This is a genomic window from Listeria sp. MAN/IMW/UF555, assembly GCF_058684075.1.
On record NZ_JBZWZS010000001.1, the window covers coordinates 403,351 to 426,265 of the forward strand.

At 37.1% G+C, this 22,915-nt stretch carries 20 protein-coding genes; 2 read left to right on the forward strand and 18 right to left on the reverse strand.

The features are described from left to right. Window positions 1-34 precede the first annotated feature (34 nt). The 6 genes from AC4PG8_RS01950 to AC4PG8_RS01975 form a co-directional block, all read right to left on the reverse strand. The gene (locus tag AC4PG8_RS01950; protein ID WP_492169964.1) at window positions 35-1,261 is read right to left on the reverse strand and encodes a methionine gamma-lyase family protein; all 1,227 of its coding nucleotides are present in this window, start codon (window positions 1,259-1,261) and stop codon (window positions 35-37) included. Beyond that, window positions 1,254-2,477, reverse strand: a complete 1,224-nt coding sequence (gene hflX, locus AC4PG8_RS01955; protein WP_492169965.1) for a GTPase HflX — start codon at window positions 2,475-2,477, stop codon at window positions 1,254-1,256. The genes AC4PG8_RS01950 and hflX overlap by 8 nt, the downstream gene beginning before the upstream one ends. Window positions 2,478-2,584: 107 nt before the next feature. Next, entirely contained in the window at window positions 2,585-2,818 is a 234-nt protein-coding gene (gene hfq / locus AC4PG8_RS01960; protein ID WP_003719566.1) for an RNA chaperone Hfq, read from the reverse strand. 121 nt (window positions 2,819-2,939) lie between these two features. After that, entirely contained in the window at window positions 2,940-3,857 is a 918-nt protein-coding gene (gene miaA, locus AC4PG8_RS01965; protein ID WP_070753222.1) for a tRNA (adenosine(37)-N6)-dimethylallyltransferase MiaA, read from the reverse strand. A 124-nt stretch (window positions 3,858-3,981) separates the two neighbouring features. Further along, window positions 3,982-5,658 carry a glycerol-3-phosphate dehydrogenase/oxidase gene (locus AC4PG8_RS01970; protein ID WP_492169966.1) on the reverse strand — a complete coding sequence of 559 codons (1,677 nt, stop codon included), beginning with the start codon at window positions 5,656-5,658 and terminating at the stop codon, window positions 3,982-3,984. Between the two features lie 223 nt (window positions 5,659-5,881). Beyond that, window positions 5,882-6,589 carry a glycerophosphodiester phosphodiesterase gene (locus tag AC4PG8_RS01975; protein ID WP_492169967.1) on the reverse strand — a complete coding sequence of 236 codons (708 nt, stop codon included), beginning with the start codon at window positions 6,587-6,589 and terminating at the stop codon, window positions 5,882-5,884. Window positions 6,590-6,797: 208 nt separating this feature from the next. Between AC4PG8_RS01975 and AC4PG8_RS01980 the strand changes: the two genes are divergently transcribed. Beyond that, window positions 6,798-8,693: an acyltransferase family protein gene (locus tag AC4PG8_RS01980; RefSeq protein ID WP_492169968.1), complete on the forward strand. Its 1,896-nt coding sequence runs from the start codon at window positions 6,798-6,800 to the stop codon at window positions 8,691-8,693. 108 nt (window positions 8,694-8,801) lie between these two features. Here AC4PG8_RS01980 and AC4PG8_RS01985 read toward each other — a convergent pair whose 3' ends face one another. The 5 genes from AC4PG8_RS01985 to AC4PG8_RS02005 all read right to left on the reverse strand — a co-directional run bounded on the left by AC4PG8_RS01985 (window position 8,802) and on the right by AC4PG8_RS02005 (window position 16,551). Continuing rightward, the gene (locus AC4PG8_RS01985) at window positions 8,802-10,646 is read right to left on the reverse strand and encodes a LapB repeat-containing protein (protein ID WP_492169969.1); all 1,845 of its coding nucleotides are present in this window, start codon (window positions 10,644-10,646) and stop codon (window positions 8,802-8,804) included. A 351-nt stretch (window positions 10,647-10,997) separates the two neighbouring features. After that, window positions 10,998-11,465 (reverse strand): S-ribosylhomocysteine lyase, encoded by a 468-nt coding sequence (locus tag AC4PG8_RS01990; RefSeq protein WP_010990926.1) that lies wholly within the window; start codon window positions 11,463-11,465, stop codon window positions 10,998-11,000. Window positions 11,466-11,544: 79 nt separating this feature from the next. Beyond that, window positions 11,545-14,001: a DNA topoisomerase IV subunit A gene (parC, locus tag AC4PG8_RS01995; RefSeq protein WP_185539981.1), complete on the reverse strand. Its 2,457-nt coding sequence runs from the start codon at window positions 13,999-14,001 to the stop codon at window positions 11,545-11,547. After that, entirely contained in the window at window positions 13,998-15,965 is a 1,968-nt protein-coding gene (gene parE, locus AC4PG8_RS02000; protein ID WP_185625269.1) for a DNA topoisomerase IV subunit B, read from the reverse strand. Before parE ends, parC begins: the two co-directional genes overlap by 4 nt. Before the next feature lie 175 nt (window positions 15,966-16,140). Continuing rightward, window positions 16,141-16,551 (reverse strand): CoA-binding protein, encoded by a 411-nt coding sequence (locus AC4PG8_RS02005; protein WP_492169970.1) that lies wholly within the window; start codon window positions 16,549-16,551, stop codon window positions 16,141-16,143. A 157-nt stretch (window positions 16,552-16,708) separates the two neighbouring features. Here AC4PG8_RS02005 and plsY point away from each other — a divergent pair, with 157 nt between their 5' ends. Next, on the forward strand, window positions 16,709-17,305 hold the full coding sequence (gene plsY / locus AC4PG8_RS02010) for a glycerol-3-phosphate 1-O-acyltransferase PlsY (protein ID WP_003761980.1): 597 nt from the start codon (window positions 16,709-16,711) through the stop codon (window positions 17,303-17,305). A gap of 42 nt (window positions 17,306-17,347) precedes the next feature. Here the strand turns inward: plsY and AC4PG8_RS02015 are convergent, their stop codons facing one another. The 7 genes from AC4PG8_RS02015 to xerC form a co-directional block, all read right to left on the reverse strand. Next, entirely contained in the window at window positions 17,348-18,220 is an 873-nt protein-coding gene (locus AC4PG8_RS02015; RefSeq protein WP_492169971.1) for an aldose 1-epimerase family protein, read from the reverse strand. Between the two features lie 2 nt (window positions 18,221-18,222). After that, the gene (locus tag AC4PG8_RS02020; protein WP_003761975.1) at window positions 18,223-18,534 is read right to left on the reverse strand and encodes a hypothetical protein; all 312 of its coding nucleotides are present in this window, start codon (window positions 18,532-18,534) and stop codon (window positions 18,223-18,225) included. Window positions 18,535-18,556: 22 nt separating this feature from the next. After that, on the reverse strand, window positions 18,557-18,976 hold the full coding sequence (locus AC4PG8_RS02025; protein ID WP_045552999.1) for an acyl-CoA thioesterase: 420 nt from the start codon (window positions 18,974-18,976) through the stop codon (window positions 18,557-18,559). A 102-nt stretch (window positions 18,977-19,078) separates the two neighbouring features. Next, on the reverse strand, window positions 19,079-19,858 hold the full coding sequence (gene codY, locus AC4PG8_RS02030) for a GTP-sensing pleiotropic transcriptional regulator CodY (protein WP_003747412.1): 780 nt from the start codon (window positions 19,856-19,858) through the stop codon (window positions 19,079-19,081). A gap of 20 nt (window positions 19,859-19,878) precedes the next feature. Continuing rightward, on the reverse strand, window positions 19,879-21,288 hold the full coding sequence (gene hslU, locus AC4PG8_RS02035) for an ATP-dependent protease ATPase subunit HslU (protein ID WP_492169972.1): 1,410 nt from the start codon (window positions 21,286-21,288) through the stop codon (window positions 19,879-19,881). Between the two features lie 13 nt (window positions 21,289-21,301). Beyond that, window positions 21,302-21,841, reverse strand: a complete 540-nt coding sequence (gene hslV, locus AC4PG8_RS02040) for an ATP-dependent protease subunit HslV (protein WP_003761964.1) — start codon at window positions 21,839-21,841, stop codon at window positions 21,302-21,304. A 21-nt stretch (window positions 21,842-21,862) separates the two neighbouring features. Next, a complete protein-coding gene (xerC, locus tag AC4PG8_RS02045) occupies window positions 21,863-22,765 on the reverse strand; it encodes a tyrosine recombinase XerC (RefSeq protein ID WP_003766677.1) in 903 nt (300 codons plus the stop codon). Window positions 22,766-22,915: the final 150 nt, after the last annotated feature.

Below are 22,915 nucleotides of genomic sequence, written 5' to 3' on the forward strand. Positions count from 1 at the left end.
AATAAAAACTTTTTTGAAAATGGATGTTACTTTTTTATAAAGAATTTTCTATTGCTCTAGTGACAGCAATTTTAACGTGTTCGTATGTTAAACCGCCTTGGACGTATAGTTGATAAGGTTCTCTAATCGGTCCGTCCGCTGTAAGTTCAAGGCTAGCTCCTTGAATAAATGTACCTGCTGCCATTATCACGTCATCTTCGTAGCCCGGCATATATGCGCCGATTGGCAAAACATGTGCATTAACTGGGGAGGCAGCTTGGATTGCTTGAGCAAAAGCAATCATTTTATCTTTGCTGTGGAAAGATACACTCTGGATTAAGTCAGTTCTTTTGGCATCCCAAAGCGGATCTGCTTCTACGCCGAATTCAGCTAACATAGCAGCAGTAAAACGAGCTCCCTTAATTGCTTGAGCAGTTACATGTGGTGCTAAGAAGAATCCTTGATACATTTCTAATAAGCTATAAAGCGATGCGCCCGCTTCTCTTCCTATCCCAGGAGTCGTCAACCGGTAGCCGCATAAATCGACTAAGGTATTTCTTCCAGCAATATAACCACCAGTTTTTGCCAAACCTCCACCCGGGTTTTTTATGAGCGATCCTGCAATAATATCTGCGCCTACTTCGGTCGGTTCTATTCGTTCCACAAATTCCCCGTAACAATTATCTACAAAAATAATGATATTGGGGTTGATGTTCTTTACAAAAGTAACCATTTCTTTTATTTTCTCTATTGTAAAAGAAGGTCGATCTGCATAGCCTCTAGAACGCTGAATACCAATCATTTTTGTGTTAGCGGATATTTTTTTAGATACTGCCGGATAATCTATTTCGCCATTTGTTAGTAGCGGTACTGCATCGTAGCCAATTTGAAAGTCTTTAAGCGAACCTTGACCTTCGCTTCTAATACCCACGATTTCTTCTAACGTATCATATGGCTCACCAGTTATATATAATAACTCATCCCCTGGTCGCAAGATTCCGAATAAAACGGTAGAAATTGCATGCGTGCCAGAAATAATTTGCGGTCTAACAAGAGCCGCTTCCGTTCTAAATACGCTTGCATACACGCGTTCTAACGTATCTCTCCCTTCGTCATCATAACCGTAACCAGTCGATGGATTAAAATGAAAATCACTTACTTTATTTTCCTGGAAAGCATCAAGCACTTTTGCTTGGTTAAACTCGGCAATTTCATCAGTTTCGTTTTGTAATGAAGCAATTTGTTGTTCGACTTTTTTTCTTATTGTTTGAATTTCAGTCATTAGTAGTTTCCTTTCTAGGTCGATAACCCTCGATTCGGTAACATGCTTTTTCTTCCATATATTCAAGCTTTGTTATCCATGCTTGTTGTTTCAGTTGCGCTAATTCCTTACCTTTTTCTTCAGATAAATCTTCTATAAAGAAAGTCCAGTTTTTCTCAATTAGTTCAATCATTCTTTGTTTTATTTCTTTAGGAGCATCTTGATCTAATGCAGAAATAAGTAAGTGCTCTGGGCGATCAGGTACGAATGTAGACGGCGCTTTGTCCATTTTATTATAGACAATTAATGTTGGAAGGTGACTCATCTCAAGTTCCTCTAGCAAGTTTATTACAGTCGTTTCATGCTGTAAGTAATCTGGGTCAGAGGCATCCACTACATGAATTAAAACATCAACATTTGCGGTTTCCTCCAACGTAGAACGAAATGCTGCGATCAAAGTTGTTGGCAAGTCTTGAATAAAACCTACTGTATCTGTTAAAAGTGCTTGAAACCCGCCTTCAAATCGAATTTTTCTTGTTGTTGGATCGAGTGTTGCAAATAATTTATCCTCTTCAAGTGTCGTCTCATTTGTTAGACGGTTGAAAATGGTTGATTTTCCCGCATTCGTATAACCGATTAAACCAAAACGAAATACGGATTGGGTGTTTCTTCTATCAATAATACGCTTGCGATGTCGCTCGACGTGTGTCAGTTGTGCTTTTATATCATGCATTTTTTCGCGGATATGACGTTTATCCATTTCTAGTTTCGACTCACCTGGACCTCTTGAACCAATTCCGCCCCCTAATTTCGAAAGCGAGGCACCTTGTCCACTAAGTCTAGGTAGTAAATATTTGTACTGAGCATAGGCGACTTGTAGTTTACCTTCTTTAGACTTAGCTCGCATCGCAAAAATATCTAAAATCAATTGTGTGCGGTCAATAATTCGGGCATCCACTATTTTAGAAATATTGCGCACTTGTGTAGCACTAAGTTCACTATTAAAAATAACGACATCCGCTTCATGCATTTCCACTAACTCTGAAAGTTCCATTAGCTTACCTGAACCTATGAAGGACGTCTGACTCACGCGTTCTAATTTTTGAATCAACTTATCCATAACTTCCCCGTTCGCCGTTTTAGCAAGGCTATGGAGTTCGCTCACGGAGTTCCAAAAAGCTTCTTCTGTTTTATTTGGCAATATGACGCCTACAAGTATTATTTTCTCCCGTTCCACAAGTACATCTCCCTTTTTCAGACAAAACTAATCGTAGCATATTTTTGGTATAAAAAAAAGACATGAAACATCGCCAAAACGAGTTTCTTGCCTTTTAAAGGAATTGCTTATTCCGCATCAGGATTCAAAGCGACATTCTTTTGCGGGGAGAAAGTTGAAATTGCGTGTTTAAATACAAGTTGTTGTTTTCCTTCGACATCTAGTAGTACGGTAAAATTGTCAAAACTTACAACGCGTCCTCTTAACTGAAAGCCATTTGTTAAAAATACTGTTGCAAGAATTTTTTCCTTACGCAATTGATTTAAGTAATAGTCCTGTAACCCTTGTCCACCTTGTTTCATAATTTCCCTCTCCAATCTCTATCTTATACTAAAAAATTCCCAAACCCCAATGTAGTTTCATTGTGCAATTGGTTGGCTAATTTCAAATACCCTTTATTTCTTACTACCAAACAGAAAAGTGTTATTTAGATGCTAAAAAGGTCTTCACTTTTTCCATTGCTTCAGTGTCAGTTGTGCTAACACCCGCTTGAATCCAGTCAATATCCATTCTATTTCTAAACCACGTTAACTGTCTTTTCGCGAAATGACGCGAGTTTTTTTGAATTAATTCTTTTGCTTCTTCAAGCGAACTATTTCCATCAAAATAAGTAAATAATTCTTTATAACCGATGCCTCGTATGGCTGGAACATCGACTAAATGTTCATTATATAGTTTCGATGCTTCTGAAACTAGTCCTTCTTCAAACATTAGCTCTACGCGCCTATTGATTCGTTCATAAAGCAACTCTCTGTCTAAATCAAGTCCTAGAAAAAGAGGTTGATATGCTTCGTTTAACGTATGATGAACTTGATATTCAGAAAAAGGTTTTCCAGTCAAATGTATCACTTCTAGAGCCCTTATGACACGCCTTTTATTATTTTCATGAATAAGTTCTGCGCTTTTTGGATCAAGTTGATCTAACATTTGCCATAAAGTCGTTTTGTCCAATTGATCTAGTTCTCTTCGGTAAGCCTTATCTTCACTTGCATTTCCAAAACCATAATCATAAAAAACAGACTGAATATATAGTCCTGTTCCACCAACTATTATTGGAAGTTTTCCTCTATTATGTATGGATTCAATTAAGCCCCTTGTTTCTGCTTGGAATTTTGCTGCTGTAAAAGGAACAGCTGGGTCAGTTACATCAATTAGATAATGTTTTATCCCACCCATTTCTTCTGGTGTGATTTTTGCAGTACCAATATCTAATCCGCGATATACTTGCATAGAGTCGCCGCTAATAATTTCTCCATCAAAATTCTTCGCTAAGGTAATACTAAGACTTGTTTTACCGACAGCAGTTGGGCCAACGATGACGATAACAGGAATCTTACTCAAAAAAAAACCTCCTTTTCGCCTGTAATCAATGTACCATGAAAATGGTTTCTTGAAAATAGCGAAAATGATTTTTTTCATAAAAAAAGCGCAAATCTGGAAGAAATGCGCTCTTTTTAAGATTCTTTTATCTATCATGCCAATCTGCTGGTTCTCTGGCATCATTAATTTGGATATTTAATTCTTCTATATAAGTTTGTTTTACATCGTCGCTCCAGTGGAATTGTTTGGCCATTTCATCTACAACAGCGTCTTTCCATTCAAGTAAATATGGCATATCAAACAGCAAGTAACCTGTACGGCGTAACAAGAAATCAATCGGCGTTGTTACGGCTTCATGTTGAATCGAATAGCGAAGTTCTGCATAAAGGCTATTTGGTAGAGTAGTTTCATTTTGGTCTTTGTGTTCTTGCGCGTAGGTAAATAATTGATCAATATTACTACCAAACCGTTTAGCAATTTCTCGCCCTTCTTCTAGCGTCCAACCGAAACGATTATTTCCTTCTTTCGCTTTTTTCGAAAGGAATGATTCTAATTGTTCTGAACCACCAATGTCTCCTCCTGAGATAGGTAAATGTTTTGTTTGAACTGTTTTATATTTTTTACCAGTTTCTTTGGACAATGTTTTGGATACATCGTCTAGTAATTTTTCAGCCATTTTGCGGTAGCCTGTTAATTTACCACCAGCCATTGTGATTAAGCCACTTTCAGAGAACCAAACTTCATCTTTTCGAGAAATTTCAGAAGGATCTTTTCCTTCTTCGTAAATAAGCGGACGCACGCCAGCCCAGCTTGATTCAATGTCTTTTTCGCTAATATGCACATCTGGGAACATATAGTTGATCGCTTTAATAACATAATTATGGTCAGACTCGAGTGCTTTTGGATTAATTACTGCTTCATCATAAACTGTATCCGTTGTACCAACATACACTTTTTTATCACGAGGGATAGCAAAAACCATTCGACCATCTGGTGTATCGAAATAAACCGCTTGTTCCATTGGGAATTTTTGTTTATCGATAACTAAATGAATACCTTTTGTTAAGCGAAGGTGTTTATTATTTGTAGCATAGTCGAGTTTTCTTACTTTATCTACCCATGGTCCAGCTGCATTAATTACGCGATGTCCTTTAATATCATAAGCTTTTCCAGTTAGACGGTCTGTTACAGTCACGCCGACCACTTGTTTTTTATCATCATATAAGAAGTGTTCTGCTTTCGTATAATTAATTGCGTTTGCGCCAAGTTCAACGGCTTTTTTCATTACTTCAATCGTTAATCTGGCATCATCGGTCCGGTATTCTACATAATAACCAGAACCTTTCAAACCATCTTTTTTAACAAATGGGTTTTTCGCTAATGTTTCTTTGGCGCTTAAAATCTTGCGACGTTCATTTTTCTTTACGCCTGCTAAATAGTCATATAAACGAATACCAAAGGAAGCTGTTGTTTTACCCATATTTCCACCTTTATGGAATGGCAACATCATCCATTCTGGAGTCGTAACGTGTGGACCATTTTCATAAACGATAGCGCGTTCTTTCCCAAGGTCTGCTACTTCTTTAATTTCAAATTGTTGTAGGTAACGTAAGCCACCGTGGACTAATTTCGTGGAGCGACTTGAAGTTCCGCTTGCGAAGTCACCCATTTCTACTAGCGCCACACTCATACCTCTGGAAGTTGCATCTAATGCGATTCCTGCTCCAGTAATACCGCCACCAACAATGACTAAATCAAATTTTTCTTCTTGTAAATTTCTTTCAATGATTTCTCTATCAAAAGCTGAGAATAATTGTACCATTTTGTTTGCCCCCTTCAAATTGTTTACGTCTGATTTATGCCTTCTTGCTACTTTTCCACTATTCCAATGAACTGAAACGCTTTAAGTTATAAAAAAACAAAAAAAGAGACTGCAAATGAAGGCGATTGCGCTCGCCTTTTGCAGTCTCTCCGAATCTCAGACAATTTAATTATTAACTTACTTCGATTATAGCTTGTAATCTTTTAGAATGAAAGCGTTTTGCTCAGCGACTTGTTTTACTCTCTTTAATTGCTACAGCTCTTTCCGGAAAATCAGTCATAATTCCTTTTGCATGAATATCTATAAAATGAGTTATGTCCGCTTCTTTATTCACTGTCCAAAAACGCGCTGGAATGTGTTGGAGAATTGGGTTGTTTTCCGATTTTATTGGCGGATGAACCGCGTCTAACTGAATTTTTTCATGTAGGGGAAGCACTTTGTCTAAATTGCCATGTGTGATAAGCGCTAACCTTGCTCCACTATCTAGTTCTCTAAGGCGAATCAGTGTATCAGGATTAAAAGAAGAATACATCCGCTCAACATTCGGAAACTGACTAGCTAATTCTAACACTTTTTTCTCAATACCTTCATATTCAAAGACGTCTGTTTTTAATTCAATATTGAGGCTTACTCCAGTGTGATTAACTAATTTAAATACTTCTTCTAAAGTAGGAACGCGAACTTTTCTAAATAAGTGTTTGGCGGTATATAATTTTTTCACCTCAAGCAATGTAAAATCTTTTAAAAATCCTGTCCCATTAGTCGTTCTGTCCACACGTTCGTCATGCATTACGATTAATTCTCCAGATTTTAGTACATGTATGTCTAATTCTATCCCATCTGCACCTATTTCTATAGCTTTTTTCATAGCCGACAATGTGTTTTCAGGATGTGTGCCACTACTTCCTCTATGAGCATAAATCTCTGTCAAATCGCTTCCCCCCAAACTATTTACTTATAATTACTATAACAAAAATAAGTAAATATACTCAAATTTTTAAAATCCATATATAATTTCAGCTTTTTAAATTACTTCTTGTTTTATCTATGGTATTATAGTATGGAGCTAAAAACAGATGGCTTTACTATCTCTGTCTAAGTTTACACACATATATTTATCACAAATAGGAGATGTTAATTTGAAAAGGACTACTCGCTACAGTAGAAAATATGTTCCGAGTATTGATGGACTTCGAGCACTCGCTGTTATCGCTGTAATTGCCTACCATCTGAACTTCAGTTGGGCTAAAGGTGGATTCATCGGCGTAGACATATTTTTCGTCTTATCTGGTTATTTAATTACGAACATTTTATTAACACAATGGGAAAAAAATCAATCACTGCAGTTAAAGCAATTTTGGCTCAGACGTTTTCGACGGCTTATTCCAGCTGTTTACGTGATGATTGTAGTAGTTGTGATTTATTCCGTGTTTTTCCATCCTGAAATTTTAAAAAACTTACGTGGTGACGCCATTGCTTCATTCTTTTATGTAAGTAATTGGTGGTTTATTTTCCATAATGTATCTTATTTCGATTCATTTGGACTCCCATCACCATTAAAAAACTTATGGTCTCTTGCAATTGAAGAACAATTTTATATGGTTTGGCCTTTGTTTTTACTTGTATTCCTCAAGTGGGTTAAAAATCCTAAATTACTTTTAAAAATCGTTGTAGGATTAGGTCTTCTTTCTGCGATTTTAATGACTGTGTTATATGTCCCGGGAACTGATCCGAGTCGAGTTTATTATGGAACAGATACAAGAGCATTTGATTTACTAGCTGGTTGTGCACTCGCTTTTGTTTGGCCTTTTAACCGACTTAGCCCAGTTGTACCGAAGAAAAGTAAGGCTGCTCTTAATATTGCTGGAACAATTAGTATTCTTTTCTTCCTATTATTTACAGCGTTTGTTAGTGAATACCAACCATTTTTATACCGCGGTGGTTTGCTGTTAGTTGCCATTCTTGGCGTTATCATGATTGCAACTATCTCCCACCCCGCCTCTTATTTAAGCAGAATTTTTAGTTTTAAGCCGCTTAGATGGATTGGGACACGTTCCTATGGTATTTATTTATGGCACTATCCAATTATTACTTTGACTACACCTGTTTTAGAAATCACACAGCCCAATATTTGGCGCGCTATCTTACAAGTTGCCGCAACATTTATTATCGCCGAATTATCGTTTCGTTTCATTGAAACACCGATTCGCAAAAACGGCTTCATTAATTATTTCAAAGGATTCAAAGATAAAAATTATTTTGTCTTGAAAAATAAACCGGTTGGCAAATGGCTTAGTATTGCTGGCCTTGTAGCTGTTTTAGCAGTGTTTGCGCTTGGGATGACAAATGTTCTTTCTGTAAATACAAACGCTGAAAAACAACAAACATCCGTTAAAACAACAACATCCACAAAAGATACTGAGAAAGAAACCAAGAAAGAAGCAGAAGAAAAAGAGAAAGAAAAAACAACAACGGATACAGAGAAAAAGAAAGAACCCGAAACAAATAAAGCTGCGGGACAAAATGATCCAACCCAACCAGATAACAAAGATAAAGCTGCAACTCCAACCCCTACAATTACTCAAACGGTAGCTATTGGTGATTCGGTAATGCTTGACATCGAACCATACTTAAAAGAAGCAGTTCCTAATGTGACAATTGATGGTCTAGTTGGCCGACAATTGCGCGATGCTATAAATACTGCAACTGGTTATAAGAAGTTTAATAGCGAAAACAGCTCAGTAATATTAGAACTTGGCACAAACGGTCCTTTCACTGAAGATCAACTCAATACACTATTAGACCAATTCGATAAAGCAACTATTTATCTAGTCAACACACGTGTTCCTAGAGGATGGCAAAATGAAGTAAACAAGAGCATTGCTAACGCAGCCTCACGTTCGAACGTGACTGTCGTTGATTGGTATTCAAGATCAAGTGGCCAGTCGCAATACTTCGCTCCTGATGGTGTTCATTTAACTAAATCTGGTGCTCAAGCCTATGTCGCGATGTTAACAAGTGTAATGAAAAAATAGTAAGCTGCCCTAATCCGGGCAGCTTTTTTTGTTTACTATATTTAAATCTTGTCTATTGATAGCCAAAAAAACTACCCGTTCACTAATTAAACGGGTAGTTTTTGTATATTATTTTTTACGAGCAATTAGAACGCCTAATCCTAAAACTAAGAATCCTACTGCTACTCCAGTTACAGGTAAAGAATCACCTGTTTTTGGTAAACTTGCTTTGCTGGCTGTTACTAATGTTGAGTTGCCAGAGTTAGCTTTTTTACTTGCTTTCGGAGTAGAAGAACTTGTATCTTCTGATGTTGAATTAGCTGGGTCAGTTGAGTCCATTGAATCCGTTGAGTCAACGGATGTTCCAGGATCTTCTGCTGGTGCTGGATCGTTTGATGGATCAGGGTCAGATGCAGGATCTGGTGTCGGCGTTGGATCCGGCGTTGGTGTAGGCGTTGGATCTGGCGCCGGTGTTGGATCTACAACTTTAACAGTAACTTTAAGTGGTGTTGCTTTTTGTTTCGCTGTTCCTGCATTTAGTGTAACTGTATATTCACCAGCTGTTGTTAAATCAACAACTGTATCAAAGTCTGTCGTAATCGCAGCACTATTATTCGTTACAGCATTAATATCCGCTAAAAATTCAGCTTCTGTTTTTGCGTCATTCATATTGTAACTAACTTCTGTTTCTGCGGTAATCACTGTTTGTTCTACGATAGTAACGGTTACTTGTACTGGATCAGCCGTTAAACCAGCTGAATTAGATGCATTTAAAGTAACTGTATAAGTTCCTGGTGTGGAGAAATCTACTTTATCTGCAAAGTCGCTTGTAATTGTTCCACCATTGGCACTTGCATTAATATCTTTTAAGAATTGTTCTGGTGTAACAGTTTGTCCTTGCGTATAAGATACATTATCGTCTGCTTCAATACTTACGGAATGATCGACGTTATATAATCCACCAGAAAGATTTCCAGTTATATCATATTTTCCATTAGCTAAATTTGGTGGTGTTGCGATGTTACTTCCATCAAACATAGCAACCATGTATAACATTTCCATACTATCATAGTTTTCTTTGGAAAAATTCTTTAGTGTGACACCTTCTTGTGTGATGGAAGTTTTATCATCTGTGAATTCATAACCACCATCTACTTCAATCATTAAATTAGCAGGATCTGTATCGAATTGTAAAATGGTTCCATCGTAGTTATAAATCGTTTGTTTTTCCAAAATTTTAAATGGAATAAATAGCGTTTGTTCTGCTTCATTAAATGTTAGCTCGCTACTTTTAAGATTCTTGCTTGCTTCATCTTCAAATCTTTGGTAATTGGCAGTTAAATTTTTTAATTTTGGAAAATCTGCAATTCCTCTGAAATCGTCAATTTGACAGCCTATAGCTAGTAAAGTTGTTAAATTAGGAAGGCTTTTTAATGAACTAATATTGGTTATTTGCTTATTATAACTTATATTAAGAACTTCCAAATTGGGGATCTCATTAATTTTAGTAAGCACCGAATTGTCATAATTTGATTCGTATAAATTTAAAGTTGTTAAATTAGTCATATTATTTAGGTTAGGGATTTTATCTGAGGTAACGTTAGGACCCATGATACTTAAATCTTCAAGTTGAGAAAATTTTGTTACCATGTCATAGGATATATTCAGATTACGGAATGATAGTCTAGTAAGATTCTTTGCATATTCTAAACCAGTTAAATCAGTGATTCCCCCATCCAATGAAACATTATTTAGCCTGCTCATTTCTTCCTCTGTAATATCAGCAGTAGCGGGTTTCATCATATGACCGTTTAATTGTTTTTTTAGTTCTGGATCTGGAATATTTACTACATCTTGACTTGCTTGTAATCCTTGTTCTTCTGCAGCAAAACTAGGTAAAGAAACTTGAGATAGTGGTACCATAACCATGACACTACAAATCCCGACTTTCATGATTTTAGATTTAATCGACATACGCTGTTGTTCCTCTCTGTACTTAGATTAATTACAAATGTAATCGTCTAAAACGGCTGTCTGCTCGTCTTAACAATGTAAATTATAGTCCGGTATAGACCAAATACCAATGGACAAATTGTGAACATTCTACGATATATTAATCATATACTTAAGAAAGAATTATTCTAATTAAGAGAAATGGCTTAGTAATGAGCCTTTGAACAGTATTTTATTAAGTAGTAAACGAATAATAAAATATGGCGAAAATATGTCATTTTCGTAGAATACGCTTTCAAAAAAATAATTACATCCCGCGAAAGGTCTCTACTAAGAAAAAAACTCCCTATTCACATAGAGAGATTTTTCCGTTTATTCACCAAAGACATTTTTCCATTCGCTTCTTTTCGCTAAGAATTCTTCTGCAAGCTCTTTGGCACCTTCTAAACTATGACTCGCTGCCCAACCGCATTGTACTTCATTGCATGCTGGAACCGAATCTGCGGCTAATACATCCGTTAAAGTAGTAGCTAAAATTTCTAAAGCGTCATCATAATCATTATGGTTGATAAATGACATATAAAAACCAGTCTGACAGCCCATTGGACTAATATCGACTAATTTATCAGTATGGTTTCTGGCAAGTTCAGCCATCAAGTGTTCTAGAGAGTGCAGTGCAGGCATTTCCATATGTTCTTTATTCGGTTGCTTAAAGCGAACATCATACTTATAAATCTCATCCCCATGCACACCAACTTTTGTTCCAGCAAGTCTAACAAAAGGCGCTTTTACTTTGGTGTGATCTAAATTAAAACTTTCTACGTTCATTTTTTCTGCCATCATTGTACCCTCCTTTTATTCTTAGTTATTATATCAAAAAAAAGAATCCTTGCATATTTCTATGCGAGGATTCTTACTTTTATTCGTCTTTAGCATCTGTTGTATCTTTTATTTCTGGTATATCTAGCCAGATAGAAGTTGGTTCACCTTCCATCGTTTCATCTAATACGAAAGAGCCATTAGAATAACGATCCGTTACACGAAGGTTTGCTACATCTATTTCTACAATTTGTTCTCTGTTAGTTTCAATAAACAAGTGGTCTTTACTATCAGCAAGCGTCAGACCGATGAAACGATGCGGATTACTTTTCAGTTCGCGAAGCATTAGTAAGCCACGTTTTGCTCTTGAAATTGGTTCAAATTCACTTGCTTTCATTTGTTTCAAGGAGCCGCGTTGTGTGGCTAATAAGATATGTTTGTTATCATTCGGTGTAAGGACCACTCCACCTATAACCACGTCACCTTGTTTCAGATTGATTGCTTTAACACCCGCAGTTCTAGCGCCTGATTCAGGAATTTCAGCGATTGGATAACGTAATCCATAACCATTTTTAGTAGCTAGAAAAATATCTTCGGTTCCATCAATTAAATATACATTCAAAAGTTCATCTTCTTTTAACTTAATGGCCATCATTGATTTAGAATAACGCTGCGGTTTGTAGTTTGTAATAGCCGATTGTTTTGTCATGCCGTTTTTGGTGACAAATAAAAATCGTTTTTGTTCTGTAAAGGAATCGATAGCGATAACAGAACGAATTTCTTCCCCTGCAGATAAATCACTAGCTAAGTGACTAACGTGATCGCCAAGGTTTTTCCAGCGAATATCAGGTAGTTCGTGTACTGGTCGATAAATGAAATTCCCTTTATTTGTAAATAATAATAACGAATCAAGAGAATTCATTTTTTGAATGAAGATCGCATGGTCTGCTTCCTTCATCGCTAACTCTGCGCCATTTGAAGCCGCATAAGAACGCTGACTTGTGCGTTTAACATAGCCTTCTTTTGTTACAGAAACAATCACATCTTCATTAGCCACAAGTACTTCTGTGTCAATTTTGATTTCTGTAATTTCAGCTTGTACTTCTGTCCGACGAGCGGTTTTGTATTTTTTCTTAATATCAGCTAATTCCGATTTTAAGACTGCAACAAGTTCTGCTTCGTCGCCAAGGATTTTCTCTAAAATACTAATTTGTTCTGCAAGTTCTTTTGCTTCACTTTGAAGTTCGTGAATATCTGTATTCGTTAAACGATAAAGTTGCAAGGATACAATTGCTTCAGCTTGTTTTTCACTGAAATCGTATGTTGTTTGCAAGTTTAATTTCGCATCACGTTTATCTTTAGAACCACGAATTAATTTAATCACTTCATCTAAAATAGAAAGAGCTTTGATTAAGCCTTCTAAAATATGTTGGCGAGCGCGCGCTTTTCTAATGTCATATTCTGAACGTTTAGTGATAATTTCTTTTTGGTGTTCGATATAAGCATCAAGCATCGGGATAATTCCCATTAATTCCGGACGCTTATTATGAATTGCAACCATATTAAAATTATAACTTACTTGTAAATCTGTATTTTTAAAGAGGTAATTCAGTACGCCTTCCGCATTTGCATCTTTTTTAAGTTCTACGGCAATACGCAGTCCAGTGCGGTCAGTTTCATCGCGCACTTCTGAAATCCCTTCAATTTTTTTCTCAATACGAAGTTCGTCCATTCGCTTAACTAAATTGGCTTTATTTACTTCATATGGAATTTCATGAATGGTAATTTGCTTCCTACCGCCACGAATATCTTCAATCTCTGTTTTAGAACGAACAACTACGCGGCCTTTTCCTGTTTCATAAGCTTTACGAATTCCGTCAATGCCTTGAATAATTCCACCAGTTGGGAAATCGGGTCCTTTGACAATTTTCATAATATCTTCTGTTGTCGAAAATGGCTTATCAAGACGTTTAATTACAGCTTCAATAATTTCAGTTAAATTGTGTGGCGGGATATCGGTTGCGTATCCGGCCGAAATACCAGTTGAACCATTTACCAAAAGGTTAGGAAAACGCGCTGGTAAAACAGTTGGCTCACTAGAAGTATCATCAAAGTTCGGGATAAAATCGACTGTTTCTTTTTCAATATCACGTAGTAGTTCAGCTGATATTGGAGAAAGACGTGCTTCGGTATAACGCATTGCAGCTGGTGGATCACCGTCAACACTACCGTTATTTCCGTGCATTTCGATAAGCATATTGCGTACTTTCCAGTCTTGACTCATCCGTACCATCGCTTCATAAACGGAAGAATCACCATGCGGATGGTAATTACCGATAACGTTTCCGACTGTTTTAGCAGATTTACGGAAACCTTTTTCAGCTGTATTTCCTTCGACATTCATTGCAAATAAAATCCGGCGTTGTACGGGTTTTAGTCCGTCTCGCACGTCTGGAAGCGCACGTTCTTGAATAATATATTTACTATATCTACCAAAACGGTCGCCCATAACTTCTTCAAGTGCTAAGTCTTGGATATGTTGTTCTGGATTACTCAAATGTCTTTCGCCTCCTCAACCATCATGTTTTCATTTTCTAAAATGTTTTGATTATCTTCCATAGAAAACTCGACATGCTTTTCAATCCACTGACGTCTTGGTTCTACTTTGTCGCCCATCAGTGTTGCTACGCGTCTTTCTGCGCGTGCGGAATCATCTACGCGCACACGAATTAACGTACGTGTATCTGGGTTCATTGTTGTTTCCCAAAGTTGGTCTGCATTCATTTCCCCAAGACCTTTGTACCGTTGAATCATATAACCTTTACCGATTTTTTGAATAGCTGAATCTAATTCTTCGTCTGTCCAGGCATATTCAATCACTTCTTTTTTACCAGAACCACGGCTTACTTTGTAAAGTGGTGGTAAGGCAATAAAGACTTTTCCTGCTTCCACAAGAGGTCGCATATAACGGTAGAAAAATGTTAATAATAGTACTTGAATGTGGGCACCATCCGTATCAGCATCTGTCATGATAACTACTTTGTCATAGTTACAGTCCTCAACATCAAACTCAGTACCAACTCCGGCACCAACTGTATGAATAATGGTACTAATTTCTTCGTTTTTTAGAATATCTTGTAATTTTGCTTTTTCGGTATTAATTACTTTTCCTCGAAGTGGCAAAATTGCTTGGAAACGGCGGTCACGACCTTGTTTGGCAGATCCACCAGCCGAGTCTCCTTCGACAAGATACAGTTCATTTTTGTTAGGATTTCTTGATTGTGCTGGTGTCAATTTTCCAGAAAGAAGTGTTTCTGAACGTTTCTTTTTCTTGCCATTACGTGTTTCTTCACGGGCTTTTCTGGCTGCTTCTCTTGCTTCTCTTGCTTTAACTGCCTTTTTAACTAGAAGAGAGCTTGTTTCTGGGTTTTCAGCAAGGAAGTAAGCTAAATGTTCCGCCACAACTGCATCAACTGCTTGACGCGCTTCCTGTGTCCCTAGCTTCTCTTTTGTTTGACCTTCAAATTGAAGAATTTTTTCTGGTACGCGAATAGAAAGTACAGCGGATAAGCCTTCGCGAATATCGCTACCTTCAAGATTTTTATCTTTTTCTTTGAGTAAGTTTACCCGACGAGCGTAGTCATTGAAAATACGTGTCATCGCAGCTTTCATTCCAGACTCATGCGAACCTGCTCCACGAGTTCGAACGTTATTAACAAAACTCAAGATATTTTCAGAGTAGCCATCATTGAATTGGAACGCCATTTCTACTTCAATGGTCGCATTTTCTCCTTCAAAACTGACTACTGGGTGAAGTACATCTTTTCCTTCATTAATATATTCAACAAAGTTCTTCACACCTTCTTCAAAGTGGAAAGACTCTGCCATACCAACACGTTCATCGACTAATTGAATTAGCATGCCTTTAAGAAGAAATGCCGATTCTCTTAAACGTTCGGATAATGTTTCATAATTAAAGGAAGTTGTTGGGAAAATGGCTGGATCTGGTTTAAAGCGAATCGTAGTACCAGTGGCTTTAGATTTGCCGATTTTTTTAAGTGTTCCATCTGGTTTCCCGCCATCTTTAAATTTTTGCTGATATGTTGCGCCGTCACGATTGATTGTAACAACTAGCCATTCAGAAAGTGCATTTACAACAGAAGACCCTACGCCGTGAAGTCCTCCACTTGTTTTATAGCCACCTTCTTGGCCAAACTTACCGCCAGCATGAAGAACGGTCAAAATAACTTCTACCGTAGATTTACCAGTTTTATGCATTCCAACTGGCATTCCGCGGCCTTCATCGCTAACACTAACGCTACCATCATCATGAAGCGTCACAACTATCTTTTTACCAAATCCTGCAAGGGTCTCATCGACCGAGTTATCTACTATCTCATATACTAAATGGTGCAGCCCGCGTACATCAGTTGAGCCAATATACATCGCTGGGCGTTTCCGGACCGCTTCCAGTCCTTCAAGCACCTGAATAGAATCATCATTATACTCATTCCGATTCATATTTCAAAACTCCCTTCATTCCATCAATCTGCAACTTTACGTTGTTCTTCGCTTAAAACCACCTTATCAGAATAGCATTAACCAGCTAATTAATAAAGTGATAGTTTGGTGACAAATTCTTTTTCATAAAAAAACAGGCTCTGCTATAAGAACCTGCTTCCTTCAAAAATGGTTGTTAGTAATCCATTTCTTGATAAGCAACCTTAATGCAATAATCCATGACAGTAGAATATCCTTTTTCTGTCAAAAAATCAAATGCTTCCTGATTAACAATGCCAAGTTGTGCCCAAAACACGTCTGCGTCTATTTGGTCGAATTCCCGCGCTATGTCTGGTAAAAATTCCGAGCGACGGAAGACATTCACAATATCAACGTGTTCTTTAATGTCAGTTAATCTCTTTACAGCTTTTTCTCCAAGAATTTCGTTTGCATTAGGATTTACTGGAATAATTTTATACCCAGCTTGTTGCATGATTTGGCTTACTCGGTAACTTGTGCGGTCTGGTTTATCACTCAAACCAACGACTGCGATTACTTTTGCTTCTCTTAAAATATGCGCTACTTCCTCTTTTGTTGGATTTTGCATTAGTCTAATCGCCCCCTACTATTCTTTCTAATCATAAGCTATTTTTGCGGTTTTTTCAACTTTTCATCGTGTTTTATCAGAACAATTTAGCCAAAAATCTTTTTTTTATGCTATAATTCTTTATGGAAAACATCATTTCTTCTTGAGGGGTTTAAAAATGACTATTAATTTAATTCTGCTTTCTTTGTTAGCTTATGTAATCGGTTCAATACCTTCTGGCTTATGGATCGGTAAAATTTTTTACAAAAAAGATATTCGTGATTTTGGTAGCGGAAATTTAGGAGCTACAAACTCCTTCCGTGTTTTAGGGGTAAAAGCGGGCAGTATTGTTACAGTGATGGATATTTTAAAAGGTACTGTCGCAACATTACTTCCATTCTTTTTCCAACTAAATGTTAATCATCATTTCTGGTTACTTACGGGAGCATTTGCGATTATCGGACATAGTTTCCCGCTTTTCGCAGGATTCAGAGGTGGGAAAGCAGTTGCTACTTCAGCTGGTGTTATCCTTGCTTATGCACCACTTTTGTTTGTAGCAGCACTAGTCGTTTTCTTATTAACATTAAAAATCAGCAAATATGTGTCGCTTAGTTCAATGATTGGAGCACTTGCAGCATTAATTATTTCTTTTTTCATGGGAGACTGGATTTTAATTATCCTCGTTGCTTGCATCGCTCTCTTTGTTATTTGGCGCCACCGAGCAAATATTACGCGCATTCGAAACGGCGAAGAACCAAAAATAAAATGGATGTAATAAAAACCCAGCAGAGTTATTTAGCTCTGCTGGGTTTTTGTTTTAACCAATAGTAATTTTATATTCAGAAGCGAAAACTGCTTCTGGTTCTAGATGTTCAATACCTGCTTTATCTCGAAGCTCAACAGATTTTCCAGCACCATCTGCAATTCCGTACCAAGGTTCGATACATAAGAAAGGCGTTCCTGCTTTTGCTGTCCAAACCCCAACAAACGGGAACTCTGGAAATGACACTTTTACAAAATGTGGAGTTTTGTCTGATTTAATCGTAATTTCTTTTTGCTTTAATGCTTCAAAAATCAGTGCATCATTATTAAATAAATCATAGCTTAATGGCAAATATCTTGCTGGTTCATTGACAACTTTTTCAATTTCCCCACTGCGATAAGGGCCTTCCAGACAAAGTGTTTCGAGGTTCTCTTCTGTTCCAAAATCCAAATAATAATCTTCAAATGTAGTTCCGTCAGTAAGTGGTAAATTAAAGGCTGGATGCGCACCGATGGAAAAATAGATGCGCTTATTGTCTGTATTTTCCACTTCATAAGAAACCGCAACTGAATCTTTTTCTATTGTATAAATAATCGATAATTTAAATTTATACGGATAAATCGTTAATGAATCTTCATCCGCGTCGAGTTCAAAACGTACAGAGTTTTCTGTGTGCTCCACTACTTTAAAATCACGATCACGCGCAAAGCCATGTTGACCTAAGTGATACGGGTTACCATCTACAAAATAAGTATCCTCAACAAGTCTACCTACCGTCGGAAATAAAACCGGAGAATGGCGCCCCCAAAAGGCACTATCTGCATTCCATAAATACTCTAACTTAGTATCTTTGTGGAAAATTCGCGTTAATTCAGCACCAGCTTCTTTCATTTCTACAAGTAGTAATTCATTTTCTAGTTTAATCATTGTTATTTCTCCTCCAAATGAAACCGCTCGATTTGTTCAAAGGCTTTTTCTTTTTTTAGTACAACGAGTTGCATCTCGCCAAACAAATCATAATGCGGAAAGTTTTTTCGACGGTTATCAATCCAATCTGGCGCTAAACCATATTGTTTTCCCCATTCTTGCAGTTTTTTCAAATCGACACATGCAACCTTGGTTACTGTTTTTGAATCAGGAAAACGATCATCTAGCCAGTAATGCGTAATAATCGCAATCTCGCCACGAGCTGCTTTTTCTTTCCATAATTCCATTTCATCGCGTTTTACACCAAAAGCCATTTTTCATCACTACCAGTCTTATTTATTCTAAAGCTTTTAGATAGGCTTCATGCCAATTCGGGAAAGTTCTTCTTAACGAAACAGGCCGAAAATCTTCTTTTGTTACACAAACATGCTCTGTTTCTCCAGTTATTGCTACTTCATTTGTTTCTTCATAGCAAATTTCATAACCATAAGTAACACGAAGTCCATCATACCCTTTTATCCATGTTTTTACAACTGCTTTCTGTCCGTAGCGCAGCGGTTTTCCGTAATGAATATGCACATCTAATACCGGAGAAAGGTACCCCGCTTCTTCCATATCAAAATAACGAAAACCTAATTGTTCAATTAATCTTGTTCGACCAATTTCCATCCAAACAAGGTAATTATTATGATAAACAACCCCCATTTGATCTGTTTCCGCATAGCGTACTTCAATGGTTGTTTCAGCAATTTCCATTCTAAATTCCTCCAGTCACAACTACTTCTTCCTTCTTATTTTACCAAAGCAATTAAAAAAAAGCTCTCCCTGAATATTTTCAGAGAAAGCTTTTTTGGTTTTTTAGTTATTTTTAAGTTTTTCAAGTTCTACTAGGAATTTATCATTGAGTACACGGATAAATGTACCTTTCATTCCTAATGAGCGAGAATCAATAACGCCTGCACTTTCTAATTTACGAAGCGCATTAACGATTACAGAGCGTGTAATGCCGACACGGTCTGCGATTTTAGAGGCAACAAGAAGGCCTTCTTTACCATTTAATTCATCAAAAATATGCTCAATAGCTTCTAATTCACTGTAAGAAAGAGAGCTAATTGCCATTTGTACAACTGCACGGCTACGAGCTTCTTCTTCAATTTCTTCTGCTTTTTCATGTAGGATTTCCATACCAACAACTGTTCCGCCGTATTCAGCTAATAACAAATCATCGTCTGTGAAATTGCTTTCTAAGCGAGATAAGATAAGTGTTCCAAGGCGTTCGCCACCACCAACGATAGGTACGATAGTTGTTAAACCTTTAGTAAACAAATCACTGTTTTCGATTGGAAAAGCAGTATATTGACTTGATACTTCTAAGTTAGAAGAAGTTTCACCAACGTTAAATAAACTTTGAGTATATTCTTCTGGGAATTGGCGTTCTGTAAGCATTTGTTTCATGCGGTCGTTTTCGATTGGTAATGCTTCAGAATAACCAAGTAATTTACCTTTACGGCTTACGATATACGTATTTGCTTCAATTACGTCTGTTAAAGTATCAGCCATTTCTTTAAAGTTTACTGTTTTACCTGCAGCGTTTTGTAACATAGCATTAATTTTTCTTGTTTTTTCTAATAAAGTCATTATTAGATCCTCCTAGTATTTTATAAAATAAATTGTGTTAAGTCTTTATTCGTCATTATTGGCGCAAGTTTTTCATTAACATAGTTTTCTGTTACTTTGATGGATTCCATATTAATTTCAGGTGCTTCAAAAAGTAAATCCTCTAGTAATTTTTCTAAAATGGTATGAAGTCTTCTTGCTCCGATATTATCTGAATCTTGATTAACTTGGAATGCAATCTCAGCGATTCTTTCTACAGCTTCTTTTGTAAAAATCAAGTCTATTCCTTCTGTTTTGAGTAAAGCTTTGTATTGTTTAATTAGCGCATTGTCTGGTTCTGTTAAGATTTTGTAGAAATCTTCTTGTGTTAACTTATCCAGCTCAATTCTAATTGGAAAACGACCTTGAAGCTCTGGAATTAAATCACTTGGTTTAGACATATGAAAAGCTCCAGCGGCAATGAATAAAATGTACTCCGTGTTGACTGTACCATATTTGGTAGAAATTTGCGACCCCTCAACGATTGGAAGAATGTCTCTTTGAACACCTTCACGGGAAACTTGCGCATTTCCGCCGCCTTCTTTACTAGCGATTTTATCAATTTCATCAATGAAAATCATACCCATTTGCTCTGCGCGATGAATTCCTTCTGCTGCGAGTTCATCTGAATCAATCAATTTAGATGCTTCATCCTCAAAAAGAATTTTCTTCGCTTCACGAACGGTTACTTTGCGTTTTTTCTTCTTCGCTGGGAACATACCTGAAAGAGCATCTTGCATGCCGCTCATTTGGTCCATTCCAGTTCCACGCATCATATCAAACATCGGGTTTTGTTGCTCTTTTACTTCAACTGTTACTATTTCATCATCAAGCTCTCCGTTTTGAAGGCGCCATTCAATTTGGCTTCGTTTATTCTTTAATTCTTGGTCTACTTCTTCCTCAGCAGGTTCATCAGGTTGATTCATACTGCCAAAAAGCGCCTCTAGTGGATTTTGTGATGTTATTTGCTTTTTCTTTTGACTTGGTGCTAGTAATTTAATTAGTCGTTTTTCGGCATTTTTTTCAGCTTTCACACGTACTAATTGCATTTTTTCTTCTTTTACTAAACGTACTGACACTTCAACTAAATCGCGAACCATTGATTCCACGTCGCGTCCAACGTAGCCGACTTCAGTAAATTTAGTAGCCTCTACTTTTGAAAAAGGTGCGCGAACGATTTTTGCAATTCGGCGTGCAATTTCTGTTTTACCTACCCCAGTTGGGCCAATCATCAGAATATTTTTTGGAATAATTTCATCTCGGATAGATTCATCCATCAGTTGTCTACGATAGCGGTTTCTTAGTGCTACAGCAACTGATTTTTTCGCTCCGGTTTGTCCAATAATATATTGATCCAGTTTTTCGACAATTTGCTTTGGTGTCAACTGGTTCATTAACGTTAAATTTGTCAAATTAACCACTCCTTCAAAGCTCTTCTACTGTAATATGGTCATTCGTAAACACACAAATTTCAGAAGCGATTTCCAGTGCATGACGAGCTATGTCTTTAGCTTCCATTTGTCCGCCATTATGTCTTTTTAACGCTCTACCAGCAGCTAGAGCATAGTTACCACCAGAACCGATTGCTAAAATACCATCATCTGGTTCAATAACTTCACCTGTTCCAGAAACTAACAACAATGTATCTTTGTCCATTACAATCAACATCGCTTCTAATTTACGTAGTACACTGTCACTTCGCCATTGTTGCGCGAGTTCCACAGCAGCTCTTTCTAAGTTTCCATTATATTCATTTAATTTTGCTTCGAATTTTTCAAATAAAGTAAAGGCATCTGCAACGGATCCAGCAAAACCAGCTATTACCTTATCATGAAAAAGGCGGCGAACTTTTTTGGCAGTGTGTTTCATTACTACCGATTCCCCGAGCGTGACTTGACCGTCCCCAGCCATCGCAGCTTTACCATCGTGCTGCACAGCAAAAATTGTAGTAGCATGTAATTCCATTTTCCTTAACCTCCTCCAAATTTAAGCTCTCGGATGATGTTTCATATAAGTAGATTTTAAATGTTCTTTTGTCACGTGCGTATATATCTGGGTGGATGATAAGCTAGCATGTCCAAGCAACTCCTGCACCGTCCTCATATCCGCACCGTTGTTAAGTAAGTCCGTTGCAAAGGTGTGGCGTAGCATATGCGGATGGATTTTTCGAGTTAATGAAGCTTTACTAATTATTTTCGTTAAACAATATCTAATCCCTCTTGTTGTAAGTGGATCTCCGTAATGATTAATAAGTAATGAGTCATGCGTTTTTTTGAAACGCGTCATTAATTCTGTTCGCCCACTTAAATAATCTGTTATCGCATCTTCCGCATAGGCACCAAACGGTACATAGCGTTCTTTATTCCCTTTTCCTCGAATCAGAATTGCTTGATAAGATGTATCTAAGTCAGAAAGCATTATTCCTGCACATTCACTCACCCGAATTCCTGTACCATAGAGCACCTCTAAAATCACTCGATCTCTCAGTGTAAGCGTTTCATTATCTTCATAAACCACTTGAAACAAAGCTTCCATTTCTTCTGAATAGAAAAATTTGGGAAGCCTTAGCTGATTTTTCGCATGTGAAACGTAGGTAAACGGATTTTCAGTAATAACATTTTCTCTTAAAAGAAAAGTGTAAAAACTCCGTAAACTTGAAATCTTTCGAGCTACAGTTGTTCTAGAAAAAGATTTTTGCTTTAATTCAGTTAAATAAATCCGAACGTCTAAAAATGTAACTTGTTGATACTCTGTAATAGCTTGTTCATTTAAGAAGCGACGAAAATCACTTAAATCATTTTCATAAGCCGTACTAGTATGTTCTGAATAATTTCGTTCTGAGTGAAGATAGTCAAGAAATCGCTTCTCTAACTGCCCCTCTTGCGTCATGCGAATACACCTCTCAAACACTATCATGTTAACATAAGAATATGCACGTTGCAATAATTTTATACATTTTTCGCAACTTTTCGAATTAATCAGGATTTATAATCAATTCAATCTAATTAAAGCTTTTATGTGAAAAAGTCAACATTTATT